This is a genomic window from Virgibacillus tibetensis, assembly GCF_036026595.1.
GTDB lineage: Bacteria > Bacillota > Bacilli > Bacillales > Amphibacillaceae > Virgibacillus_P > Virgibacillus_P tibetensis.
In genome coordinates this window covers 305,115-327,743 of sequence record NZ_JARZFX010000001.1, presented here as the reverse complement: position 1 = coordinate 327,743, position 22,629 = coordinate 305,115, and the positions used below count along the sequence as shown (strand labels likewise).

Genomic DNA, 22,629 nt, shown 5'->3' with positions numbered 1-22,629 from the left:
GAGAAACAGTTAACTTTTGGGTTACCTGGCTGCTTTGATTAAAAATGCTGTTTCCATTCAATTTTTCTTAAATCAGCATAATCAAGAATTAACATAGCAATAGAATTCACTAATGCTATCCGATTATTACGTATCTGCTCACTCTCTGCCATAACCATATTATGTTCAAAAAAATCATGAATCGGCTCAGAAAGTTCTCCTATATTTGTCAATGCCATTGCAGACTTCAACTCTTTTTTGGCTGTCTTATATTCCTCTGTAACGGTTAAATATCTCTTATACAGAAACACCTCTGAATCCGTTTCAAGCAAGTCAGGGTTAACATTGGTTTGCTGTGTATTATTACTTAGATTCAAAATTCGGACCAGTGCTTCCTGAACAGATTTAAAACTACTATCATTCCTTATTTCCGATAAAGTGGCTGCTTTTGACATTGCATAATCCACTCTCCCAATTTCCTTATGAAAGACAGCCTGTATTATATCCTGTTCAATAGACATTTCTTTTAATAAATATGTTGCGCGTAATTTAAAGAAGTCGGTAAGTTCCTTTTTTATTTGCTTATGATCGATTTGGTCGATTCGAAGTGTACGATACAACTCTTGCGTAATTTCCAATAAATCTTCCATAGTGACATTCCATTTTTCATTATTCATTATTCTTAAAATACCAGCAGCTTGTCGTCGCAAACCGTATGGGTCCTGTGATCCTGTTGGAGTCAACCCGACTGAAATGCATCCTACAATCGTATCTAATTTATCTGCAATACTTACAACAGACCCTACTGTCGACACAGGTAATACACCATTGGCCTGCTTCGGTAAATAATGCTCTCTAATTCCATTTGCCACTGCTTCATCTTCACCAAATACCCGTGCATACTTTTCACCAATTACTCCTTGTAATTCTGTAAATTCATTCACCATATTAGTTACTAGATCAAACTTACAGATTGCTGCAGTTCTTGCAGCAAGAGAAGAAGTAGCTGCATCTAAATTCAACAATTTTGTGACTTGATTGGTAATATGACCAATTCGTTTAACTTTGTCACTAATTGTCCCAAGTTTTTCCTGGAAAACAACTCGTTCTAATTTCCCGTTATAGTGATCAATCGAGTGCTTCTGATCTTCCTCATAGAAGAATTCAGCATCAGACAACCGTGCATGTAACACCTTCTCATTTCCTCTAATTACAGTGTTAATTTCATAATTATCTCCATTTCGAACACCAATGAAATAAGGTAATAGCTCTCCTTCCCTAGACTTCACAGGAAAGTACCTTTGGTGTTCTTTCATAGAGGTTATAAGTATTTCCGGCGGCAGCTTTAAAAACTGTTGCTCAAAAGAACCAATAAAAACAGTTGGATACTCAACAAGATTTCGTACCTCATCCAATAAGTCTTTATCTATTGGAATTAGATAACTATTCTTTTCTTCGATGTCTTTAATGCCTTTTATTATTAGATGTTCTCGCGCCCCAGGATCAACGATCACAAAATTTTCATACAGCTTACGCTGATAATCTTTCGGTTTGCTTAAGTTGAATTCAGATCCCAAAAATCGGTGTCCAAAAGTTAGATTGCTTGTGCCTACACCAGCAATCTTAATAGGAATTACCTTTTCACCATATAGAGCCACAAGCCAGCGTATTGGTCTGGCATATCTTAGAGTCTCTTCACCCCATCGCATATTTTTCCCGAATTGTATCGATTCAATAATCGTTTTAAATTGTGGCAATAAATCAAACGTAGGTTTACCATCAATATATTTTCTAACAAAAATATATGTAATTCCTTTTAAATCTTTTGTATAAATATCTTCCACCGTTTTACCTTGACCTTTTGTGAAGCCTACAGCTGCTTTTGACCAATTCCCATCCGTGTCTTTTGCAATCTTTTCCGCGGGACCCTTGGCTTCTTCTTCAATGGTGGTTTGTTCTTCAGCCATCCCTTCTATTAATACAGTTAGTCGCCTAGGCGTTGAAAAAGTAGTTATCGAATTATAAGAAATACGTAATTCCCTTAACCAAGCTTCTGTTTTGACATTTAACTGCTTTTCTGCATCATCTATAAATCGTGCTGGTAATTCTTCCAATCCTATTTCAAATAATACATCCTTAGCCATTATTTTTCCTCCTTATTCAACAGTGGAAAGCCCAGTCGTTCTCTTTCGGCAACATATGCTTTTGAAATATTTCTAGCTAAGTTACGAATTCTCGATATATAGCCAGTTCGCTCTGTCACCGATATCACCCCTCTAGCATCTAGTAAATTGAAGGTGTGTGAACATTTCAGTACGTAATCATAAGATGGGAAAACCAAGCCTTTTTCCATTGTTGCTTTTGCCTCTTGCTCATACATTGAAAACAACTGGAACAACATATTAGTGTTGGATTCTTCAAAAGTGTACTTAGAATGCTCGTATTCTGGTTGAAAAAAGATATCTCGAACAGTAACGCCTTTTGTCCATTCCAAATCGAATACATTATCTTTATCTTGTATGTATGAGGCAAGGCGTTCTAATCCATACGTCAATTCTACAGTCACAGGTGATGCTTCCAAACCGCCAATTTGCTGAAAATAAGTGAACTGGGTTATTTCCATGCCATCTAACCAAATCTCCCACCCTAATCCGGCTGCACCTAATGTTGGGTTTTCCCAGTTATCTTCAACGAATCGAATATCATGCTTTAATGGATCAATCCCAAGCTTTTTCAAGGATTCTAAATATAGCTCCTGTATGTTTTCAGGTGAAGGTTTCATAATGACTTGAAACTGATGATGCTGATACAACCGATTGGGGTTTTTTCCATAACGACCATCAGCAGGTCTTCTTGAAGGTTCAACGTAAGCAACGTTCCATGGCTCCGGACCAAGACTTCTCAGAAGAGTCATTGGTGACATTGTTCCTGCTCCTTTTTCAACATCGTATGCTTGCATAATAATGCAGTTTTCTTCTGACCAATGCTTTTGCAGTGTTAGAATCATTTCCTGTATGTTCATAATTTACATAGCCTCCATGAATTTTTTAAAATAATAAAAACCCGTCCCTATGTCTATACTGTATAGACATAGGGACGGGTTCTAGCCGCGGTTCCACCCTACTTGCTCTAAAAAATTGTATAGAGCCACTTTATATCCATGCTCAAGAGTGCCATTCCTTGTTGTTCTATTACCCAGCTCTCACTATTCCAGGCTCGCTATAAATAGAATTCAACTAAGTACTATTCTCTTTCTTAGCAATCAGGTTATTAATTATTTCAATATGTAAAATAATACGTTATCTGATTTAAGCTGTCAATTAATGCCTCTTATTTTAAAAGGTCCAGCTGGTTTAAAAATTTCCTCGATTTCAAATGATATCCGCCATATTTATCATAATACGCGTCCATCAACTGGCGAAGTAATTTCTTGTTTTCCTGTTTCACAGAAATAGTGCCGATTCTGTTAAGTTGTAAAGTGGAAAATACATATAATAATTTTATCATTGAAGTGGGTAAGTTAAATGCTCCCTGATCTATACTCCTGCATCGGTTACATAATAAACCGCCTTCTGTAATTGAAAAAGCTATTAACTGGGTTGAATTTCCACAGTTAACACATTTGTCAACAGTTGGAGAGAATCCACCTTTTGCATATAGTTTAAATTCATACATCATAACGGGGATCTCTGCATCCTCATTTTTTTCTATCCAGGACATGGTTTCATAAAGCTCTTCATATAAAAAGATATCCGGACTTTGCATATCAACTAACTTGTCGGTTAATTCTGTAATATAAGCAGTATAGGCAGTTTTTATAATATCTTCACGGATTGGTCTGAAGGAATGGATCATTTCCCCCTGCTGAATGGTGCTTAATCCGCGATTAACGTATACAAAAAACTCACCATAGATGAATGGCTGCGTTACTGCAGCCATTCTACTTTTAGGCTTTTTTGCACCTCTTGCCAGTGCTGTAAATTTCCCTAGCTTCTTACTGAATATCGTTACTATCTTATGTGTCTCACCATAATCTTGCGTTTTTATAATTATTCCATCTATTTTTTCCAGCAAACAGTTCACCCTTTTTAATCACAGTTCTAATAAAATAGATATACATTTAAACCTCTGTCTCTCTACAAAAGAGCATCGGTTCCCTTCTGATTAAATTTTGGTGTCTAAAGGTGAAATCTCTTCTATAACACTTTGTCCATGCTCATCTGAATTTGGTTCATTTTCCAATTCTTTCATTAATAAATAGGTTTCAATGTTTCCCGTTTGACTGAATATTCTCCAGGTTAAATCTACCACAAGAAACCCCACCCTTTCTTTAATGTTTGAAAATGTAACTTACTACATAGAATGACCACCCTGACCTCAAACAATTAGTATAAAAATTTACCATGTTTAATATTCGTCACTTCGAAACCCGTATTCATGTAGTTGGCTTTCTTTATTTCTCCAGTCTTTCTTGACCTTTATCCACAGTTCTAAGTAAATTTTTGTACCTAGTAATGCTTCAATATCCTTGCGTGCGTTTTTACCAATATTTTTTAACATGCTTCCTTGTTTTCCAATCAATATTCCTTTTTGGGTTTTTCTTTCCGTCACTATTGTTGCTTGAATTAATACTGATTGAGAATCCCTTTTTTCAATATTTTCAATTACTACTGCAATGGAATGAGGTATTTCTTCTCTTGTTAACTGTAAAACCTTCTCTCTTATTAATTCACTTATGATAAATCTCTCTGGATGATCCGTTACCTGATCCTCAGGATAATATTGCGGTCCTTCTGGCAGCTTTGTTTTTAATAAATCAAGTAAATGCGTCACATTATTTCCTTCTAAGGCAGAAATAGGTATAACTTCCTCAAACTTAAGTTTGTCCTTGTATCGATCAATCAATGGAAATAAATCATCTGGATGAATTAAGTCTATTTTGTTTATAATCAGATATACAGGGCTTTTCACTCGTTGTAAAAGATCAAGTATATACTGATCCCCTCTCCCATAACCATCTTTTGCATCAATCATAAATAACACAGCATCTACTTCATTTAAACTATTTACTGCTGCTTTTACCATAAAGTCACCTAAACGATGCTTTGGTTTATGGATGCCTGGTGTATCAATAAATATTATTTGTGAATCATCCTGTGTTAACACGCCCTGAATTTTATTTCTTGTTGTTTGCGCTTTATCACTCATTATAGCAATTTTTTGTCCTATAACCTGGTTCATAAAAGTTGACTTACCTACATTAGGTCTTCCAATAATTGCTACAAAACCTGATTTAAACTCATTATTTTCCATGTTGTTTCCTCCGTGACGTTTTTCTTATATTTTATAATACTATAAATACTATCTACTTTCATGTAATCGACAAAACCTTTAAAAATATTCCTTTGTTCTTTAAAATACCACATAATGTTAATTCTTTAACCTTATAATAACATTCCGTGCATATTAAATACATTCTCTCTCGGAGTCTTGTTTTTGCATTGAGGAGAGAGATGTATGACTGCATGTTAATCAGAGATAAAAAAAAGTCCCTGTAAGGACTTTAAAAAATTGAATATAATTTAGGCAGAAAAATTAGAATGCCTAAGATTAACGAAGTAACAGCTGCTACTAAAACAGCACCGGCTGCGATGTCCTTAATAACTTTTGCAGATGGATGCAGACCTGGTTTAAGGTAGTCCATCATTTTTTCGATAGCAGTGTTTGTTATTTCAGCTACTAACACTAATCCAACAGCCAGTACAATAATTAACCATTCTGTTACTGTTAATTTAAAGACTATTCCCGCTGCAAAAACAAGTAAAGTTGCTAGGAGATGAATTCGAAAATTCCTCTCTGTTCTGGCAACCTCCTTAATACCATTCCATGCATGGGTAAATCCAATGGATCTTTTATTACCTTTCAATTCCAAATTCACCTAGTATAGTTTCTTGCCTTTTTAACATTTCTTCTTCATCCTCTTTATTAATATGATCATATCCTAATAAATGAAGAAACCCATGAATGGTTAAAAAGGACAATTCTCTTTCGTAGGAATGATTATAATCCGCTGCTTGTTCTACAGCCTTATCCACTGATATTACAATATCCCCTAGAGCCAAAGGCAGTTCCTCACCAATTATTTCTATTTCTCCTTCCACAGGCTCCTGAAGCGCAAATGAGATTACATCAGTTGGCTCGTCTTTTTGCCTATAATTACGATTCAACTCTTGTATTTCGTCATTATCTACAAAATTAATAGAAACTTCAGCCTCTTTCGAAATACCTTCTTTCTCTGCAGCAAAAATAAGTAAACGTTGAAGTAGATCAATGTGTTCAGTCGGGACTGACCTCGTCTGATCGTGAAAGTCTATAAACATTTATTTTGCCTCCTTCATTGGATATTGTATTCTCGAATGGAAGATTCCTTTAAGTGTATCACATATTGTACGATGAATTATTTTTAGTTCTTTTAACGTGAGCGGTGTTTCATCCAGTTGTCCATCCATCATCCGGTCATTTACAATCGATGATACAATTTCTTCTATTTTTTCTTCGGTAGGCTCTCTTAATGAACGAACAGCTGCTTCAACTGAATCACATATGCATATGATAGCTGATTCTTTGGTTTGAGGCTTTGGCCCAGGATATCTGTAATATTCCTCTTTTACATGCTTATTTGTATCTTTATCTTTATAGTAAAAATACTTGAGTAACGTTGTCCCATGGTGCTCTTTAGCTATATCAATTATTTCTTTTGGTAATCGATGGTTCTTTAGCATGGCAGCCCCGTCATATGGATGACTAATTATAATCTCTGCGCTTTGCTTCGGTGCCAGAACATCATGCGGATTATTAATTGATAGTTGGTTCTCAATAAAATAGGACGCACGTACTGTCTTGCCAATATCGTGATAGTATGCACCAACTCGTGCAAGCAATCCATTTGCCCCAACTGCTTCACATGCTGTTTCACTCAGGTTAGCCACCATAATAGAATGATGGTAGGTACCTGGCGCCTCTGTTAAAAGTTTCTTCAACAATGGGTGGTTAGGACTGGATAATTGTAATAATTTAATATCCGACAGAATTCCTAATCCTGTTTCGAAAAAAGGTAACAACCCGATTGTAAGTACTGCCGAAAGAAAAGCTGCGGTGACTGCAAAACCTGATTGAATAAATATATCACTTAATGAATATTTTTCAAATGATAGAAATAAGAATAATAATACAGTAACTGCATTAACAAATGCCATTCCAACACCGGCTTTTAAGATTGCAAGGCGGTCCTTCACATTTACTAAAAAGAAAATACCTGCTAGTTGTGAGAAGAAGAAATACATACCGGCTTCAACATTTAAAGAACCTGGAATTTGGTTGTTGAATATAATCGTACCTAATATTGCATATAGGGCCGCAAGGATAATAGCAGTTCGCTCATGAATTAATTGCTTTATTAAAAGTACTCCTGTTGCTACTGGTACTACTAAGAATAATTGATTCCCCTGCGTTGTATATAAGCTTACAATCTTCATTAATATAATTACAATGATACTAATTACAAAAATTGATACTATCGTACCTCTATCAAGCTTTTTTATTAGCGCCAATCGGTTCATCTCGTACGCTATTACACTACTTATTAATAGTACAAGTAAGCCGAGGCCAATGATGGGGAACATATTACGTTGATTATCTAATAGACCAACCAGAGCCATCTCTTCATAGATTTCATTTGTTATTGTTTGTCCCTCTCTTACAATTATCTCACCAGCCCTGGTTACTACCGGCTCAACACTGCTCGCAGCTTCTTTTCTGGCATTGGCCGTCTTTTCAACGTCAAAAAACGAGTTTTCCACTACAGCGAATTCAGTAAGTTGTGTGAGAGCTTCCTGGGTATCGGTATCCATATCTGAATACTCGATAATCTGCTTAGCGTTAGATATAGCACTTTGAAGGTTCTCGGTCCGTACACCAGTTTCCATACTGTTCTTTATTGATGATATAAAGAGCTTTTTTGCTTCATCTCTATCAGAATCTGGTATTTCAATTAACTGTGCAAGCACCTCGTTACTTACTTCTTCACTAATTTCTGAAGAGAGTATTTGTTGTAAACGCTGAACCTTCTCCTGATTAGTCAATGGGACGGGAGTGTCTTCTATGTCAGATTTCTCACTGAAAAATTCTTCATCCTTTAATTTTTCGATAGCATCAAAAATCTCTTCAATATATTCCTCACGTTCTTCAGTTACTTCAGCAGAAATACTAAACCTGTCTTCTACCGACTGAACCGCTTCTCTTGTTTTCCGTTGAGTCTCCTGTTCATTTTCAATCGTTATAGGTGAACGAATGGTTTCCTTAGCACTATTAAAACGTTCTATATCATATACTTCTGTATGTACATTATTCAATGTAACGAGAAAGAAAAAGATGCCTAATCCAATCACTGGAATAAGTATGGAAAACCATTTACTCGTTGGTCTGAAAATATATTTTATAACTAACATCATTTTCTTTTTCATACGTTACACCCCATTTTAAAATGAAGAATGAATATAGAAATAAGACCCACTTATTTTTTGGGGGTCTTACTATTTCTCTGCCATAGAATCTAAGTACTCTTTTCATAAGCGTCAATTATTCGCTGTACGAGTGGATGTCTCACTACGTCGGTTTGATCCAGATGAATAAAAGATATACCTTTCACTGAATCAAGTAGCTGATTAGCAGCGTGTAAACCAGATTTCACCCCTTTAGGCAAATCAACCTGTGTAATATCACCTGTTATAACCATTTTTGATCCAAACCCCAAACGTGTTAGAAACATTTTCATTTGCTCTGGTGTTGTATTTTGTGCTTCATCTAGAATAACGAATGCGTCATCAAGGGTTCTGCCCCGCATATATGCTAACGGCGCAATTTCAATTGTCTCTCTTTCAATTAATCTTACAGTATGTTCTGCGCCCAATACATCATGCAAGGAATCATATAATGGGCGTAAATACGGATCGACCTTTTCTTTTAAATCTCCAGGTAAAAAACCTAAACTTTCTCCAGCCTCAACTGCCGGCCGTGTCAAAATAATACGTTTAACCTGTCCGTTTTTAAGAGCATGAACAGCCATTACTACAGCCAAATATGTTTTACCAGTACCAGCTGGACCAATGCCAAAAACAAGATCGTTTGATCTTATTGCAGATATATACCCTTTTTGACCTAATGTTTTAACTCGTATTGATTTTCCTTTCGCGTTCTTAGTAATTTCATCTTCAAACAATGTTTCAAATTGATTTATCTTTCCGTTCTTCGCTAAATCAACAGCGTATACAACATCTCTTTCTGTTATAGTTAACCCTTTTCGAATAACTGATAACAATGTTAAGAGAATATCTTGTACGAGTGAAATATTTTCTGTTTTCCCAGCAACATTAACTTGTTCTCCCCTTGTCACAATGGAAACGTGCAGCTGTTCTTCAATTTGATGCAAAAACTTATCATTTGTCCCAAATAATGACAATGCTTCGCTTGGGTTTGATAGTTGTAAATCGATCTCGGTAAGGTTTTCTGGCATAATCGATCTCCTTAATTTAGAAGTTGGTCAACGTGATAACGAATAACAAATTTAATCTCGTTATTTACGGTAATGAATGCCTTTTGAATAGTCATTTTTCCAAACTTTTACTAATGGGCTGTTCTTCGCTAATGTTTTCTTCTACACTAATGTATAAGCTTAATTTAACTTTACCATTCTCGATAGTATCATGCAAAACTTTTTCAGATAATATTCGTGCTTCCTGGCCTAATTCAAGCTTTAAATCTTCTTTTGCTTGTTGAATACCAGTATTTATTGCTTCTTCTCTAGACCTTTCTACCTTTGTATACATCTTTTCACTTAAAATAGTTTCACCTATTTTAACTGGTAGCTTCCATTTAAAAAAATTCAGTTCTCTTTCGACTACTTCACTATGAATATTTTTATAATCTGGTTCACCAAATCCCCATAATGGTGCCCGAACAGATCCGATACGTATGTAGTGTTTTTTCTCTTGATTTCCAGTCAGATGTTCGTAGCTTGCTTCTAAAGGGATGGTAACTAAAACTTCATACCACGTTGTCGCTGTGATTTCACCAGCAGCTGCGACTAATTCCAGGTTTTTGTTTCCACTTTCAGAATCTTCATCTTCATCCGTTTCCTCAGATTCATTAATAATTCCCGAAACCAGTACATCCCCAGGTTCAACAAAATCATTAACATGAACTTTAGGAAGGCCTTTAGATACATACATTGTTTTGATAATACCTTTTTTGGTAGCTACTAGATTGCGTGGACCTTTTACTTCTTCTTTGTTTACAATGATTTTTTCTACTCCTTCAAGAAAAAAGGTTGTCCCTTTTTGATGCACTCCAACCCACAATAGTTCTGGTACGTCTTTAACTAACTTTTGTTGGATGGAATTTGGCGATTCAAGTGTAATTATCCATGATCCTGGATGGATGCCATAGCTCTCTAACTGTTTGCTTATTTTTTCTTCAATTTCCTTTGGGACACCAGTAATTTTAACCTCCCAAATAATATTAGACAAAAAAATAATTAATAAGATACTCATTATAAGGCCAACTACCAGCTGCTTTTTTCTTAGAAATAGTTTTACTGTAAATGGGTATCCTTTTTTGCCAACAAAGGTTATTTTGTAATTCGAATTTCGTTTTATTTGTCTGATTACTTTTATGTCTTTTAATTTTATATTTCCTGTACATGTATCGTCGGCTGTCTTTTTGACATCCCATATTGTTAGCCCTGAATGGATACATTTCTGGAAAAAAAGTTCAGGATTACTTCCTTTTACTGATATCGTTACATAGCCGGTTATAAAAGCACCTTGTATCTGTTTCATGTCCTCCTCCTTTACTTAATACTCTCTAATCAGGGATAAACTTTACCTCTTTAATAATACCTTCCAGTAAAATTTCTTCTGGTAACATCATTTTTAACACAAATGAAGATCCAAAAATCTGAATAAAACCTTTGTTTGTTTTTAACTTAAGTTCAGAGTCTGTAAAGGTTGCTAATCCTTGATGGTTTTCAATATAAACATGCAGTTGTCCAATTATTGTTATCCTTGGTAACTCGAGAATAATATCAGAAGGAAGGGCAAGATATTTTATTAACCACGGGCGTATGCCCTGTTGCCACTTTTTCACAAATGCAGCCCCCTCTCACAGTATATTTATGAAATGATTGAAAAGATAAGAACAATAAAGTGAAAGAACATTGATCATTACCGTAAATTAACAAGCTCAATACGCGGTGGTTTGAAACAGCTATTCCTTTCGTAGCCACTTGATCTGGACATCTCATAGTTGGTAATTTAACTTTAACAGTTACAATTACTATTTTTATCAGAACAAAAGCACTGGGCGCCCGGATAAGGACGTACGGACTGCGCCCGCGCACCCGCGGGTGGGTCGACGTTGCCGCGCAGGAGCGGTGTAGTTAGTCGATCTTCCACTGCCACAGCAGATTCACTTAGACTTTCGCCATTTCCGGCGATTAGTCAAGTTCATCTGTGGTGTAGCGCTGGTTTTTGCCCTACATGAATGACTAAAAGGAAACATGCTCATCTCTAGCGGGTATGCCGACGCCTGAGTACAAGCCCGATTTTAGTCGGCCATTCTTTCCATTTTTCGAATTGGTTTATATTGAGTTAGATTACGGAGGTGAAGGAAGTCTCGCTAGTCCCTGGGCGCTGGTCGATGAAAACGCCACGTCCTTGAAAAAGAAAAGCACCTTGAATGGTAAGATGTATCTCATAGATGCTTTCCTTATCCTGTGGCTTCATCGGCACTAGGACGTCCTGCGACTGCAAACTCTCGTCCCACCGAAAACATTTGTCCATCGGAACTGGACGTGGCTGTTTAAGTGTAAGAATTAATTGCAGCCAAAAATTTTATACTCCTATATATTAAAAAAAGCACCAACAAGTAAGCTCTTCTAGCTTACTTGTTGGTGACTTCAATTATTACTATTTTCTTCTGTTTGTTATAACACTTCTGTATGGCTTCAAGGCTCTTGGTGAGCCTAGAACTTCCGCCATAATAATGCCATTTACAAGACCATTTTTATTTAAATTTTTACCTATCTGTCTTTTTAGCTTCTTTTGTTTGGTTGACAGTTCGTTGATAGGTTCGAGTGAATTATCATCTGTAATGGCATTACTAGATAATTTATCCATTCCTTGCTTTATCTCAGTACTACTATTGTATTGATCGGCTAAACGCTCCATTTGTTCTCTTTGCTGTTCTTCAATGGTTGATGTTGAATACGTACGTTGTGGTTTCGAATCACGCGATCTACCCTGCTGTGATCGGCTATACCCCTCGGAAGGCGTATTCGTTGGATTTGGCCTGTTAACAGGCTTTCTCTCCTGTTGTTGCTTTTGCTGCTGTTGCTGCTTCGCTGTATTATCTCTAAGAAATCCGATAATACCTGCGATAATGATAATTACGATGAAGAAGTTGCTAAAAATAGCATCAAAGAGACCTTGCATTATAATCCTCCTTTAATCGCATGTTTAGGATTATTATTGATCATTGTCTTCGTTTTTGTCCTGCGACAATTTACCAATTGTGTCTCGCATTTCTGTATCAGCATCGATATTCTTATAATTCATATAATCCATTACACCTATGTTGCCTGAGCGTAATGCCTCTGCAAGTGCACGAGGTACATCTGCCTCTGCTTCAACAACTTTTGCACGCATTTCTTGAACGCGGGCAAGCATTTCTTGTTCCTGGGCAACAGCCATAGCACGACGTTCTTCAGCCTTCGCTTGAGCAATATTTTTATCTGCTTCAGCTTGGTCTGTTTGTAAAATAGCTCCAATATTTTTACCGATATCTACATCTGCGATATCAATCGATAAGATTTCAAATGCAGTACCTGCGTCCAGCCCTTTGCTCAACACAGTATGTGAAATCGTATCCGGATTCTCCAGAACTTTTGCATGTGTTTTTGAACTACCAATCGTACTTACTACACCTTCACCAACACGGGCAATAATTGTTTCTTCACCAGCACCACCAACTAGGCGGTCAATATTTGCACGCACAGTGATTCTTGCTTTCGCTTTTACTTCAATTCCATCCATCGCAATACCCGCAATGAAAGGTGTTTCAATAACCTCAGGATTTACACTCATTTGTACTGCTTCAAGAACGTCACGACCTGCTAAATCAATAGCAGCCCCGCGCTCGAAAGGCAGTTCAATGTTTGCTCTGTGTGCTGCAATTAAAGCGTTTACGACTCTGTCTACATTACCACCAGCTAAGTAATGACTCTCCAATTGATTAGATGTTACTGTTAGACCGGCTTTATGTGCCTTAATCAATGGATTAATAACACGGTTAGGTACTACTCTACGAAGTCGCATACCCACCAATGCCAGTATGCCAACTTTAACACCAGCTGCCAATGCACTAATCCAAAGCATTACAGGGATAAATGTGAATAAAATTGCTACTGCAATCAAGATTACCGCTATAATAATGAGCGGCATAATATCAACTATTTCCATGATAAATTCCTCCTGTTTTTTAAAATATTTATTATATATTAGATTTCTCTAACAACAATACGAGCTCCTTCAACCTTGATTACCTTTACATGTTTACCTGCTTCGATAAACCCACCCTCAGATATAACATCTAGGCGTTTTTCTTCAAATACAGCAGCTCCAGATGGTCTGAGTGGTGTAACTGTTAAACCTTCTTCACCAATCAGTTCCAGGCGATTAACTGTGGAAACATACCCTAATTCTGTTGTGGTTTGATCTCTTAAAATAATATGTCTGAAAAAACCCTTATCCATACCTATCGTTCTAAAGAGTATCACTGAAGCTATGGTTGCCACCAGGAACGCTATTCCTATACTTAACGACATATGTCCAATATCATACCCGGACATAAATAGTGAGCCGATAATAGATCCTACTCCAAGTAAACCTAGAATTCCACCAGTTACAAAGAATTCGGCAAATATCAAAATAAGCCCCAAAATAAGTAATACAACTGCCTCGAAACCAGCGAGCCCGGCAATAATATGCCCATAAAAAAACAGAACAAGTGAGACTAATCCCATGGTTCCAGCGATCCCGAAACCTGGTGAATATAACTCTACAATCAAACCAAGACTAGCTACTGACAGTAAAATTGGAATAACAATCGGACTCGTTAAGAATCTGGCTATTTCTTCTGCAAATGTTGGTTGTGTATCAATAAGAGTCGCGTCAGATAAACTTAACTCATTTAGTAATGCAACCCGGTGATCCACAATACCTTCTGCATAGTTAACCTCCACTGCTTGTGTGGGGTCCAGTGTTAAAAATTCACCCTCTGCTGCACCATACTCAGGTAAGTCAATACTCTCATCAGCCATCGCTGTAGCATAAAGTGGATCTCTCCCTTTCGATTCTGCTGCACTTCTCATTGCTGCAAGCCATGCAGATTGTGCCTTTTTGTCTGCTGCGTTTCCATCCCCTGTTATAACCCCGCTCGCTCCCATAGTTGCCTGTGGTTTCATATAAATTGAATCCGTATTTAAAGCAATATAAGATCCAGCTGATAATGCTTGGTTAACAATGAACGAAGTGGTTGGTATCTCTAAATCTTGAAGAATTTTGGCGATTTGCCCTGCAGAATCAACTCTTCCGCCCGGGGTGTCTATCTCAAAAACAATATGGTCCGCGCCCTCTTCTATGGCTTCCTGAGTCGTACGAGCCAAAAATGCCTCTAAGCCGCGTTCAACCTCTTTTTCAATTGGTATGAAATAGACTAATTTCCCTTTACCGCTATCACTTGCCTGTGTATGTTGGTGCAGGCTGAATACCGTGAAGAAAAGAAAAGCGATGAAAAACATTATGTATCTTATTGATCTCTTCCTCGACAAGATTAATCACCCCCTTAAGATGTTAATAGTATATACGAGAAAACATCCAATTTGGTTTCGATTAAAATGATTTACATAATTAATTAAATACTATCACAAACAGGTACTAATTAGATACAATTACATCCTATTATTCGCAAATTAGGTAAAAAATTATAACATTTTAAAGTTAAACACAATACGTAGAAAATAAGGAGTTTATTATGTGAATATTTCAACAAAACAAATAAAAAAACTAGACAACGGTATGATACTCTTTTATATGCTAAATTCTTACATGTGAATTAGCGTGTGGCAGATTGGGGAAATGCAATGAAAAAATCCTTGCCATAATGACAAGGATTTTTATAAGTTAGTTTAATCTAGCTGCCTTTGTACAAGATCTTTTAGTTGAGAGCCATCTGCTTTTCCTTTTACCTTGGGCATCAGTGCTCCCATCACCTTACCGATATCCTTCTTTGATGATGCATTTACTTCCTGAATCGTTGACTGAACAATTAACTCCAGCTCTTCAGTAGTAAGCTGTTTTGGCATATATTCTTGTAAAATATCAATTTCAGTTTCAAGTTTTTTAACAAGATCATCGCGTCCAGCTGATTTGAATTCTTGGAGGGAATCTTTTCTTTGTTTTAACTCTCTAGACAGTATGGTGAGTTCTACGTCTTCTGAAAGTATATCTTTACCAAGTTTTATTGATTCATTCTGCAATGAAGCTTTTACCATGCGAATTACGCTTAGCACTATCTTATCTTTGTCCCTCATCGCTTGTTTCATATCTTGATTCAGCTGTTCAAGTAATGTCATACTCGTGCACCTTCTTTAGAATTTACGCTTTCTAGCAGCTTCAGATTTCTTCTTACGCTTAACGCTAGGTTTTTCATAGTGTTCACGCTTACGATATTCTTGCAATGTACCACTTTTTGATACACTACGCTTGAAGCGACGAAGAGCATCCTCAAGAGACTCGTTTTTACGAACGCGAGTTGAATTTGACATGCTAATTTCCCTCCCTCCGAAGCACAAAACAGGTTTGTACAGGCAAATGCATGCTATCACATGCCTTTTTAAAGTATAATATATTACTACTTACAGGTCAACAAATTATTCACTATATATTAAAATTAAATGTATTAAAGTAAATAATTTTATGTAAAAACACCTTATTTATATGCTTAATAAACAATATTAATAATCGGATGTACCTATACTTCCTTTAATAATATCTATGCCAGCACTGGCACCAATTCTGGTTGCGCCTGCAGCAATCATTGCTCTCGTTCCTTCGATATCACGAACGCCACCAGATGCTTTGACGCCCATTTCACTACCGACCGTTTGACGCATTAATTTAATATCTTCTATTGTCGCCCCTCCACCAGAGAAACCAGTAGATGTTTTTACAAAATCAGCTCCAGCATCTTTAGCCAAATTGCATGCACGTACTTTTTCTTCCTCTGTTAAAAGTGCAGTTTCAATAATTACTTTTGTAAGTGCATCGCCTTTTGCTGCAGCAACCACTGCTTCAATATCAGCTTTTACAGCATCGTCATTATTTGACTTTAACTCCCCTATATTAATCACCATATCAATCTCTGTTGCACCATCTTTAGTTGCTTGTTTCGTTTCAAAGACCTTTGTCTCTGTAGAGGTAGCACCCAATGGAAAACCAATTACAGTACAAACTTTTACATCTGTATCTTTAAGATTTTCATAGCAGTACGATACCCAATACGGATTTATGCATACTGACGCAAAACGGTACTTCTTAGCTTCATTCACGATCTGGGTGATCTTTTCCTTACTTGTATCTGGTTTTAATTGTGTATGGTCAATATACTTTGCTAGTTCATTATTCATCCTACTAATCATTCCTCTCTCGACTATGTTGTACGTACCTCTACTACTTCCCTATAATCATAGCATGTACATTTATATAAATCTAATTTTTAGTTATTGTTCACGTTGTTTTTCTTTAGACGCGTGAACAAATTGATAAAAACCAAACAGGGCTATTACAATGACCACAAGCAGGGCACATAAAATGTATATAGCCTGGAAACCAATGCCTGTGACCAGTATTCCCAGAGTATATGTTCCCAATGCAACCCCTATATCGTACATCGTGTAAAAAGTAGCAGTAGCATGTCCACTCCGTTTAAATGTTGTAGATTGTACCGCCATTGTTTGGAAACTGGGCAGTAAAGAGCCATACCCTAAACCGATTAAGCCGGCCGAAAGCAGTAGAATACCTGCAGTTTCTGTAAAGCTGAGGACTAATAACCCGAAAGCAAATATTAGCAAGCTTGGAATAATAACGAAAGTCGGTCCTCGACTGTCGAACGCCCTTCCTAAGGTAGGGCGGGTTACAATCATAACGATAGCAAATATCACAAAGAAATATCCAGAAACCGCAGTAAGGTCCAATGTATTGGCATAAACAGATATAAATGAAATAATTCCTGAGTAGGAAAATGCCACTAGACTAGCAATTATAGCTATTGGTAGTGCTTTTATTTCAAAAATATCATGAATGGAAATTCTTCTTTTCTCATGCTTTGTTACTTGTTGTTCTTCCTCCGGAGCTTTAACAATTGTTGCGAAGAACATTCCCAGGGTCATCAGGATTCCTAAACTTAAAAAGAGCATTTTAAAAGAAGTAAATTGAAGCATTGTTAATCCAAGGAATGGACCTGCTACAATTGCAACATTCATCGACATAGCAAACTAACCCAATCCTTCTCCTCGACGTTCCGCTGGTATTATGTCTGCTGCAATTGCCCCGGTTGCAGTTGTGACAACTCCAAAGGATAACCCATGTATAAAACGGATTATTAATAATATATTGTAGTCGTCAAAAATAAAATAAAAAAACGTAGTAATTGTATAAACTACTACAGTAAGCAAAAGCACTTTTTTCTTCCCTGCATATTCTAAAATCATACCGGAAAATGGCCTTATTAATATAGCTGCTATAAGCATAATAGTAACAAGTAATCCAGCCTCTGCTTCGTTTCCCCCTAAAGAATTAATTACAAGCAATGGCAAAGTTGTCATTAGAGTATAAAATACTGTAAAAATAATAAAATGTGTTATTGAAATACTTATAAAACTTTTTGTCCAAATAGGATTTCTGCTATAGTTACTCATCTGTTATCACTACTCCTTCTCAGACAGTTTTTAAGTAAAGTCTTACTTTAGAACATTAAAAAAATAACCTAGTCAGTAGACCAGGTTACGAAGTAGCTTTAATTTTTGAATGTGATGCATCTTCCACTATCCGCACGAAAGTTCCTTGATTGTATGGATAGCCCGATTTTGTAATTTTAACCCGGACTATTTTACCAATCATTTCAGGTGTACCGTCAAACTGTACTTTTAAATAATTATCAGTATAGCCAACTAATAGTTCAGGATGATCTGCATCTTGTACTCGCTCTTCCGGAATTACTTCCAATACTTCGTTCTCGTACGTCGAAGCATATTCTTTAGCTAACTGATCTGATAGATTAATTAATTGGTGCACACGTTCATTCTTTAGTTTTTCATCAACTTGATCGTTCATTCTAGCCGCTGGTGTACCTGTACGCCTTGAGAAAGGAAATACATGAAGCTCAGTATATCCAATTTCCTTTATGAAATTATATGTCTCCATAAATTCTTCATTCGTCTCTCCTGGAAAACCAACAATAACATCCGACGTAATGGCTAGCCCAGGTAATGCTTTCTTTATCTTATTTACTTTCTGCTTATAAAACTCACTGGAATATTTTCTTCGCATTCTAGCAAGAACTGTGTCTGACCCTGATTGGAGTGGTATATGCAGGTGACGTACAATTTTATCAGATTTATCAAGTGCTTCAATTACTTCGTCTGTAATCTGGCTTGCTTCTATTGAGGATATACGTATCCTCTTCAATCCTTCTACCTTTGTTTCCAGGTCATTAAGGAGCATGGCAAAGTTATAATTCTTCATGTCCTCCCCATATCCTGCTGTATGGATTCCAGTTAGAACTATCTCTTTATAACCAGCATCCACTAATTTCTGTGCCTGTGAAACAACACTTTCTGGATCTCTTGACCGCAGTAACCCACGGGACCAGGGAATAATACAGAACGTACAGAAATTGTTACAGCCTTCCTGGATCTTCAGTGAAGCACGCGTTCGATCGGTGAATTCAGGTACGTCCATTTCTTCAAAAACACGGTTCTTCATTATATTACTTACGCCGTTGATTGGCTCTCTCGTTTTTTGGTGCTCATCAATATATTTCAACATGTTTTTACGATCTTGCGTTCCGACAACGACATCAACACCAGGAATCTCCATGATTTCCCCAGGAGAAGTTTGTGCATAACATCCAGTTACACAGACAATGGCCTCCGGGTTCTTTCGAATAGCCCGACGAATAACCTGCCTGCTCTTTTTATCTCCTGTATTTGTTACTGTACATGTGTTTATGACATATACATCTGAATCATGATCAAAGTCAACTCGTTCATAGCCATTATCCATGAACATACGCCATATTCCTTCAGTTTCGTAATGATTTACCTTACACCCCAAAGTATGGAAAGCTACTGTAGGCATCAATTACACCTCAATTCTTCATAATGATAGGAAATGCTTGCTAACACATATAAAGCTGCAGTTTCTGTTCTTAAAATTCGTGGACCCAAACGAACCGGCGAGAAGTCTTCGGCCTTTAGCAGTTCTGCTTCCTTTGCTGTAAATCCGCCCTCCGGTCCAATACACACAAATAAACGTTGATTCTCCAATACGTTCTCTATTACCGTTCCGAATGAATGATAATTAGACACTTTAGCTTCTTCTTCATATGCAAATATTTTTACATCATAATTTTCACTTTCTTTTAACAACTCATCGATAGACATCGTAGGATGAATGAATGGAATTCTATTACGATGGCTTTGCTCACTTGCTTCTTTAACAATTTTAGTAAAGCGTTCCATTTTTTTATTCATCTTCTTACTATCCCATACAACGATTGAACGCTCAGCCTGAAACGGAATAAAGGCATTGGCACCAAGCTCCGTTCCTTTTTGCAAAACGAAGTCGAATTTATCTCCCTTGGGTAATCCTTGTGCGATCGTTACATCAATTGGCAATTCAACAGCTTCTTCTAACCATTCTTTAACCACAGTCTTAATATGATCGCTTTCAATTGATACTATTTCACAAATCGCAGCCTGCCCTTTAGGATTATTACAAATAATTGCATCGCCATTCTTAGAACGCATTACCTTGTTAATGTGATGTGCGTCATCGCCTCTTACTATAACCTCGTTATTATTCCAATCTTCTGCGTGGACAAAGTATCGTTGCAAGCCAAGCACCTACTTCATTGAAAGTTTAAGCCTTGCTAAAAAAGTCCTCCAGCCGTGGTTCATTATAAAACTTTTTTAGCTACAATGGAAATCCATTCTTCCATCTCGTTAACCTGTATAATTTTAAACCCTTGCTGTTCTAGTTTATCTTTTACTAACTGTTTCTTATTTAAAATTATCCCTGACGTAATGAATAAACCATTTTGCTCTAAATTGTCCCACGCATCTCCCACAAACTGAACAATAATCTCCGCAAGTATATTCGATACAATTATATTTGCTTTCAAATTAACTTGATCCAGTAAGTTATTCTGCTTTGCTATAATTTGATTGCCAAGCTTATTTAAATTGGCATTCACTCTGGTGCTCTCTACGGCAACGTCATCCAAGTCATATGCATGAACTTCTTGAGCGCCAAGCAGGACAGAAGCAATACTAAGGACACCTGAGCCTGATCCTACATCAATCACAAGATCATCTTTATTTAAGTACTGTTCGAGGGCCTGTACACTTAACACAGTCGTAGGGTGTGTCCCTGTACCAAATGCCATACCAGGGTCAAGCTCAATAATTATCTCATCACTGGAGACTGGGGAATAATCCTCCCATGTTGGCGTTATTGTTATTCTTTTTGATATTTTAACAGGCTTGTAATATTTCTTCCAGGCAGTAGCCCATTCCTCTTCGTCTATTTCACTCAAGGAGACATGGTTATTACCAATGTCTATGTCATATAGCTTTAAACTATTAATGGTAAGCTTGATTTGCTCAACTGTTTCGCTTAAAAAGCTATTCATTGGCAGGTATGCTTTAATATACACACCTTCTTCCGGATATTCACTGGAATCCAACTCATAAATTTCACCAAATTTATTATCATGCTGCTTCACTAGATCTAATGGATCTTCAATAACCAGGCCACTTGCTCCAGACTCATGTAATATATTTGATATTGGTTCTATTGCCTCATTCGTTGTATGAATACAAACCTCTGACCATTTCATTCCGATTCACCCATTTCTTAAGTAAGGATTTCCACCCTTTATAATCAGCGATATACGGACTCTTTTTCTCGTTTCTTTATGTACGGTGTTACTAACACCGTTATTCACTTTTAAATGCTTTTTTAAATCGTTTAAATAGTGATCCATCTTGTTCATCAGTAGCTTCATTACCACCTATTTCATTAAATTCACGCAATAATTCTTTTTGGCGTTCAGTTAAGTTAGTAGGTGTTATCAGTTTCACCTTAATATGCTGATCTCCCTGACCATATCCCCGAACATTCGGCGCACCCTTCCCTTTCAAGCGGAAGGTTTTACCTGCCTGTGTACCAGCCGGTATTTTTAACATTACTTTCCCATGTACTGTAGGAACCTCTACTTCGTCACCTAATGCTGCCTGTGTAAATGTTAAAGGTAATTCACAGAAAATATGGTCTCCCTCACGTTCAAAAAAGTCATGGGGTTTAATTTGAACAACAACATACAAGTCACCTGGAGGTCCACCATTTACTCCAGCTTCACCCTTGCCGGAAACACGTATTTGTTGTCCTTCATCTATACCTGCTGGAATAGATATATGGATTTTATTATGTTTCTTCACTCTTCCGGCACCGCCACATGTATTACATTTTTCAGGTATTATTTTACCTGAGCCATTACAATGATGACAGACCCTTTTGTTAACTACACGGCCAAATGGTGTGTTTTGCTCTGTGTTTAATTGACCTGAACCATTACAGTGTGAACAAGTTTTAGGTTTAGTGCCTGGTTTCGCACCACTACCCTGGCAAGTATCACAGTTTTCTTCTTTTGGAATATTTATATCTGTATCCTTACCAAATATTGCTTCTTCAAAGTCCAGAACCATTGTATACTGCAGATCTGCACCTTGCTGTGGCGCATTAGGATCTCTTCTGCGTCCACCACCGCCAAAGAACATATCAAATATATCACCGAAGCCACCAAAGTCTTCGGCACCACCACCAAAACCACCAAAGCCTTGGCCTTGTGGACCGGCATGACCAAATTGATCGTATTGAGCACGTTTCTGGTCATCACTCAATACTTCATATGCCTCTTTTGCCTCTTTAAATTTATCGGCAGCACCATCCTCTTTATTTACGTCTGGATGGTATTTTCTAGCTAGTTTTCGATATGCTTTTTTCATTTCTTCTTTTGGAGCACCTTTACTGACTCCAAGTACGTCATAATAATCTCTCTTACTCACTTGTTGATCACTCTCCCGCTACACGATTGCATAAATTTAATCTTACCATCAATTGCTCCTCAGTGGCAAATGATCATTCAGTAAAAAGGTCAAAGTCAAGAGGACCCTGACTTTGACCTATCATTTGT

21 protein-coding genes and 1 pseudogene are annotated in these 22,629 nt (G+C 37.0%); all 22 read right to left on the bottom strand.

Annotated features, from left to right (window positions below):
• Positions 1 to 38: 38 nt before the first annotated feature.
• The 22 genes and pseudogenes from glyS to dnaJ all read right to left on the bottom strand — a co-directional run bounded on the left by glyS (position 39) and on the right by dnaJ (position 22,501).
• Positions 39 to 2,123 carry a glycine--tRNA ligase subunit beta gene (gene glyS / locus QGM71_RS01795; RefSeq protein ID WP_327605797.1) on the bottom strand — a complete coding sequence of 695 codons (2,085 nt, stop codon included), beginning with the start codon at positions 2,121 to 2,123 and terminating at the stop codon, positions 39 to 41.
• Positions 2,123 to 3,001: a glycine--tRNA ligase subunit alpha gene (gene glyQ, locus QGM71_RS01790; RefSeq protein ID WP_327605796.1), complete on the bottom strand. Its 879-nt coding sequence runs from the start codon at positions 2,999 to 3,001 to the stop codon at positions 2,123 to 2,125. Before glyQ ends, glyS begins: the two co-directional genes overlap by 1 nt.
• Positions 3,002 to 3,309: 308 nt before the next feature.
• Entirely contained in the window at positions 3,310 to 4,053 is a 744-nt protein-coding gene (recO, locus tag QGM71_RS01785) for a DNA repair protein RecO (protein ID WP_327605795.1), read from the bottom strand.
• Between the two features lie 90 nt (positions 4,054 to 4,143).
• Positions 4,144 to 4,290: a YqzL family protein gene (locus QGM71_RS01780; RefSeq protein ID WP_327605794.1), complete on the bottom strand. Its 147-nt coding sequence runs from the start codon at positions 4,288 to 4,290 to the stop codon at positions 4,144 to 4,146.
• 96 nt (positions 4,291 to 4,386) lie between these two features.
• Positions 4,387 to 5,292, bottom strand: a complete 906-nt coding sequence (era, locus tag QGM71_RS01775; protein ID WP_327605793.1) for a GTPase Era — start codon at positions 5,290 to 5,292, stop codon at positions 4,387 to 4,389.
• Between the two features lie 250 nt (positions 5,293 to 5,542).
• Positions 5,543 to 5,905, bottom strand: coding sequence for a diacylglycerol kinase family protein (locus tag QGM71_RS01770; RefSeq protein WP_327605792.1), 363 nt, complete (start codon positions 5,903 to 5,905; stop codon positions 5,543 to 5,545).
• A complete protein-coding gene (gene ybeY, locus QGM71_RS01765) occupies positions 5,895 to 6,359 on the bottom strand; it encodes an rRNA maturation RNase YbeY (RefSeq protein ID WP_327605791.1) in 465 nt (154 codons plus the stop codon). Before ybeY ends, QGM71_RS01770 begins: the two co-directional genes overlap by 11 nt.
• Positions 6,360 to 8,501, bottom strand: a complete 2,142-nt coding sequence (locus tag QGM71_RS01760; RefSeq protein WP_327605790.1) for an HD family phosphohydrolase — start codon at positions 8,499 to 8,501, stop codon at positions 6,360 to 6,362.
• Positions 8,502 to 8,590: 89 nt separating this feature from the next.
• Positions 8,591 to 9,550 carry a PhoH family protein gene (locus QGM71_RS01755; protein WP_327605789.1) on the bottom strand — a complete coding sequence of 320 codons (960 nt, stop codon included), beginning with the start codon at positions 9,548 to 9,550 and terminating at the stop codon, positions 8,591 to 8,593.
• A gap of 91 nt (positions 9,551 to 9,641) precedes the next feature.
• Entirely contained in the window at positions 9,642 to 10,874 is a 1,233-nt protein-coding gene (gene yqfD / locus QGM71_RS01750) for a sporulation protein YqfD (RefSeq protein ID WP_327605788.1), read from the bottom strand.
• Between the two features lie 25 nt (positions 10,875 to 10,899).
• Positions 10,900 to 11,181 (bottom strand): sporulation protein YqfC, encoded by a 282-nt coding sequence (yqfC, locus tag QGM71_RS01745; protein WP_327605787.1) that lies wholly within the window; start codon positions 11,179 to 11,181, stop codon positions 10,900 to 10,902.
• Positions 11,182 to 12,002: 821 nt separating this feature from the next.
• Positions 12,003 to 12,527, bottom strand: a complete 525-nt coding sequence (locus QGM71_RS01740; protein ID WP_327605786.1) for a hypothetical protein — start codon at positions 12,525 to 12,527, stop codon at positions 12,003 to 12,005.
• A gap of 33 nt (positions 12,528 to 12,560) precedes the next feature.
• Entirely contained in the window at positions 12,561 to 13,553 is a 993-nt protein-coding gene (floA, locus tag QGM71_RS01735) for a flotillin-like protein FloA (RefSeq protein WP_327605785.1), read from the bottom strand.
• Between the two features lie 38 nt (positions 13,554 to 13,591).
• Positions 13,592 to 14,893, bottom strand: coding sequence for an NfeD family protein (locus QGM71_RS01730; protein ID WP_407702988.1), 1,302 nt, complete (start codon positions 14,891 to 14,893; stop codon positions 13,592 to 13,594).
• A gap of 387 nt (positions 14,894 to 15,280) precedes the next feature.
• A complete protein-coding gene (locus QGM71_RS01725) occupies positions 15,281 to 15,727 on the bottom strand; it encodes a GatB/YqeY domain-containing protein (RefSeq protein ID WP_327605783.1) in 447 nt (148 codons plus the stop codon).
• 15 nt (positions 15,728 to 15,742) lie between these two features.
• Positions 15,743 to 15,919: a 30S ribosomal protein S21 gene (gene rpsU / locus QGM71_RS01720; protein WP_327605782.1), complete on the bottom strand. Its 177-nt coding sequence runs from the start codon at positions 15,917 to 15,919 to the stop codon at positions 15,743 to 15,745.
• Between the two features lie 189 nt (positions 15,920 to 16,108).
• The gene (gene deoC, locus QGM71_RS01715) at positions 16,109 to 16,780 is read right to left on the bottom strand and encodes a deoxyribose-phosphate aldolase (protein ID WP_327605781.1); all 672 of its coding nucleotides are present in this window, start codon (positions 16,778 to 16,780) and stop codon (positions 16,109 to 16,111) included.
• A 93-nt stretch (positions 16,781 to 16,873) separates the two neighbouring features.
• A pseudogene (locus QGM71_RS01710) lies at positions 16,874 to 18,070 on the bottom strand (MFS transporter).
• 85 nt (positions 18,071 to 18,155) lie between these two features.
• Positions 18,156 to 19,511: a tRNA (N(6)-L-threonylcarbamoyladenosine(37)-C(2))-methylthiotransferase MtaB gene (gene mtaB / locus QGM71_RS01705; RefSeq protein ID WP_327605780.1), complete on the bottom strand. Its 1,356-nt coding sequence runs from the start codon at positions 19,509 to 19,511 to the stop codon at positions 18,156 to 18,158.
• Positions 19,511 to 20,269 carry a 16S rRNA (uracil(1498)-N(3))-methyltransferase gene (locus QGM71_RS01700; protein ID WP_327605779.1) on the bottom strand — a complete coding sequence of 253 codons (759 nt, stop codon included), beginning with the start codon at positions 20,267 to 20,269 and terminating at the stop codon, positions 19,511 to 19,513. Before QGM71_RS01700 ends, mtaB begins: the two co-directional genes overlap by 1 nt.
• Positions 20,270 to 20,331: 62 nt before the next feature.
• The gene (gene prmA, locus QGM71_RS01695) at positions 20,332 to 21,273 is read right to left on the bottom strand and encodes a 50S ribosomal protein L11 methyltransferase (protein WP_327605778.1); all 942 of its coding nucleotides are present in this window, start codon (positions 21,271 to 21,273) and stop codon (positions 20,332 to 20,334) included.
• 100 nt (positions 21,274 to 21,373) lie between these two features.
• Positions 21,374 to 22,501, bottom strand: a complete 1,128-nt coding sequence (dnaJ, locus tag QGM71_RS01690; RefSeq protein WP_327605777.1) for a molecular chaperone DnaJ — start codon at positions 22,499 to 22,501, stop codon at positions 21,374 to 21,376.
• Positions 22,502 to 22,629: the final 128 nt, after the last annotated feature.

Bases quoted from the DNA above. Each gene is read 5' to 3' on its own strand.
- glyS (WP_327605797.1), bottom strand. From the start codon at position 2,123: ATGGCTAAGGATGTATTATTTGAAATAGGATTGGAAGAATTACCAGCA.
- glyQ (WP_327605796.1), bottom strand. From the start codon at position 3,001: ATGAACATACAGGAAATGATTCTAACACTGCAAAAGCATTGGTCAGAA.
- era (WP_327605793.1), bottom strand. From the start codon at position 5,292: ATGGAAAATAATGAGTTTAAATCAGGTTTTGTAGCAATTATTGGAAGA.
- ybeY (WP_327605791.1), bottom strand. From the start codon at position 6,359: ATGTTTATAGACTTTCACGATCAGACGAGGTCAGTCCCGACTGAACAC.
- QGM71_RS01760 (WP_327605790.1), bottom strand. From the start codon at position 8,501: ATGAAAAAGAAAATGATGTTAGTTATAAAATATATTTTCAGACCAACG.
- QGM71_RS01755 (WP_327605789.1), bottom strand. From the start codon at position 9,550: ATGCCAGAAAACCTTACCGAGATCGATTTACAACTATCAAACCCAAGC.
- yqfD (WP_327605788.1), bottom strand. From the start codon at position 10,874: ATGAAACAGATACAAGGTGCTTTTATAACCGGCTATGTAACGATATCA.
- QGM71_RS01740 (WP_327605786.1), bottom strand. From the start codon at position 12,527: ATGCAAGGTCTCTTTGATGCTATTTTTAGCAACTTCTTCATCGTAATT.
- floA (WP_327605785.1), bottom strand. From the start codon at position 13,553: ATGGAAATAGTTGATATTATGCCGCTCATTATTATAGCGGTAATCTTG.
- QGM71_RS01730 (WP_407702988.1), bottom strand. From the start codon at position 14,893: ATGTTTTTCATCGCTTTTCTTTTCTTCACGGTATTCAGCCTGCACCAA.
- QGM71_RS01725 (WP_327605783.1), bottom strand. From the start codon at position 15,727: ATGACATTACTTGAACAGCTGAATCAAGATATGAAACAAGCGATGAGG.
- rpsU (WP_327605782.1), bottom strand. From the start codon at position 15,919: ATGTCAAATTCAACTCGCGTTCGTAAAAACGAGTCTCTTGAGGATGCT.
- deoC (WP_327605781.1), bottom strand. From the start codon at position 16,780: ATGAATAATGAACTAGCAAAGTATATTGACCATACACAATTAAAACCA.
- mtaB (WP_327605780.1), bottom strand. From the start codon at position 19,511: ATGCCTACAGTAGCTTTCCATACTTTGGGGTGTAAGGTAAATCATTAC.
- prmA (WP_327605778.1), bottom strand. From the start codon at position 21,273: ATGAAATGGTCAGAGGTTTGTATTCATACAACGAATGAGGCAATAGAA.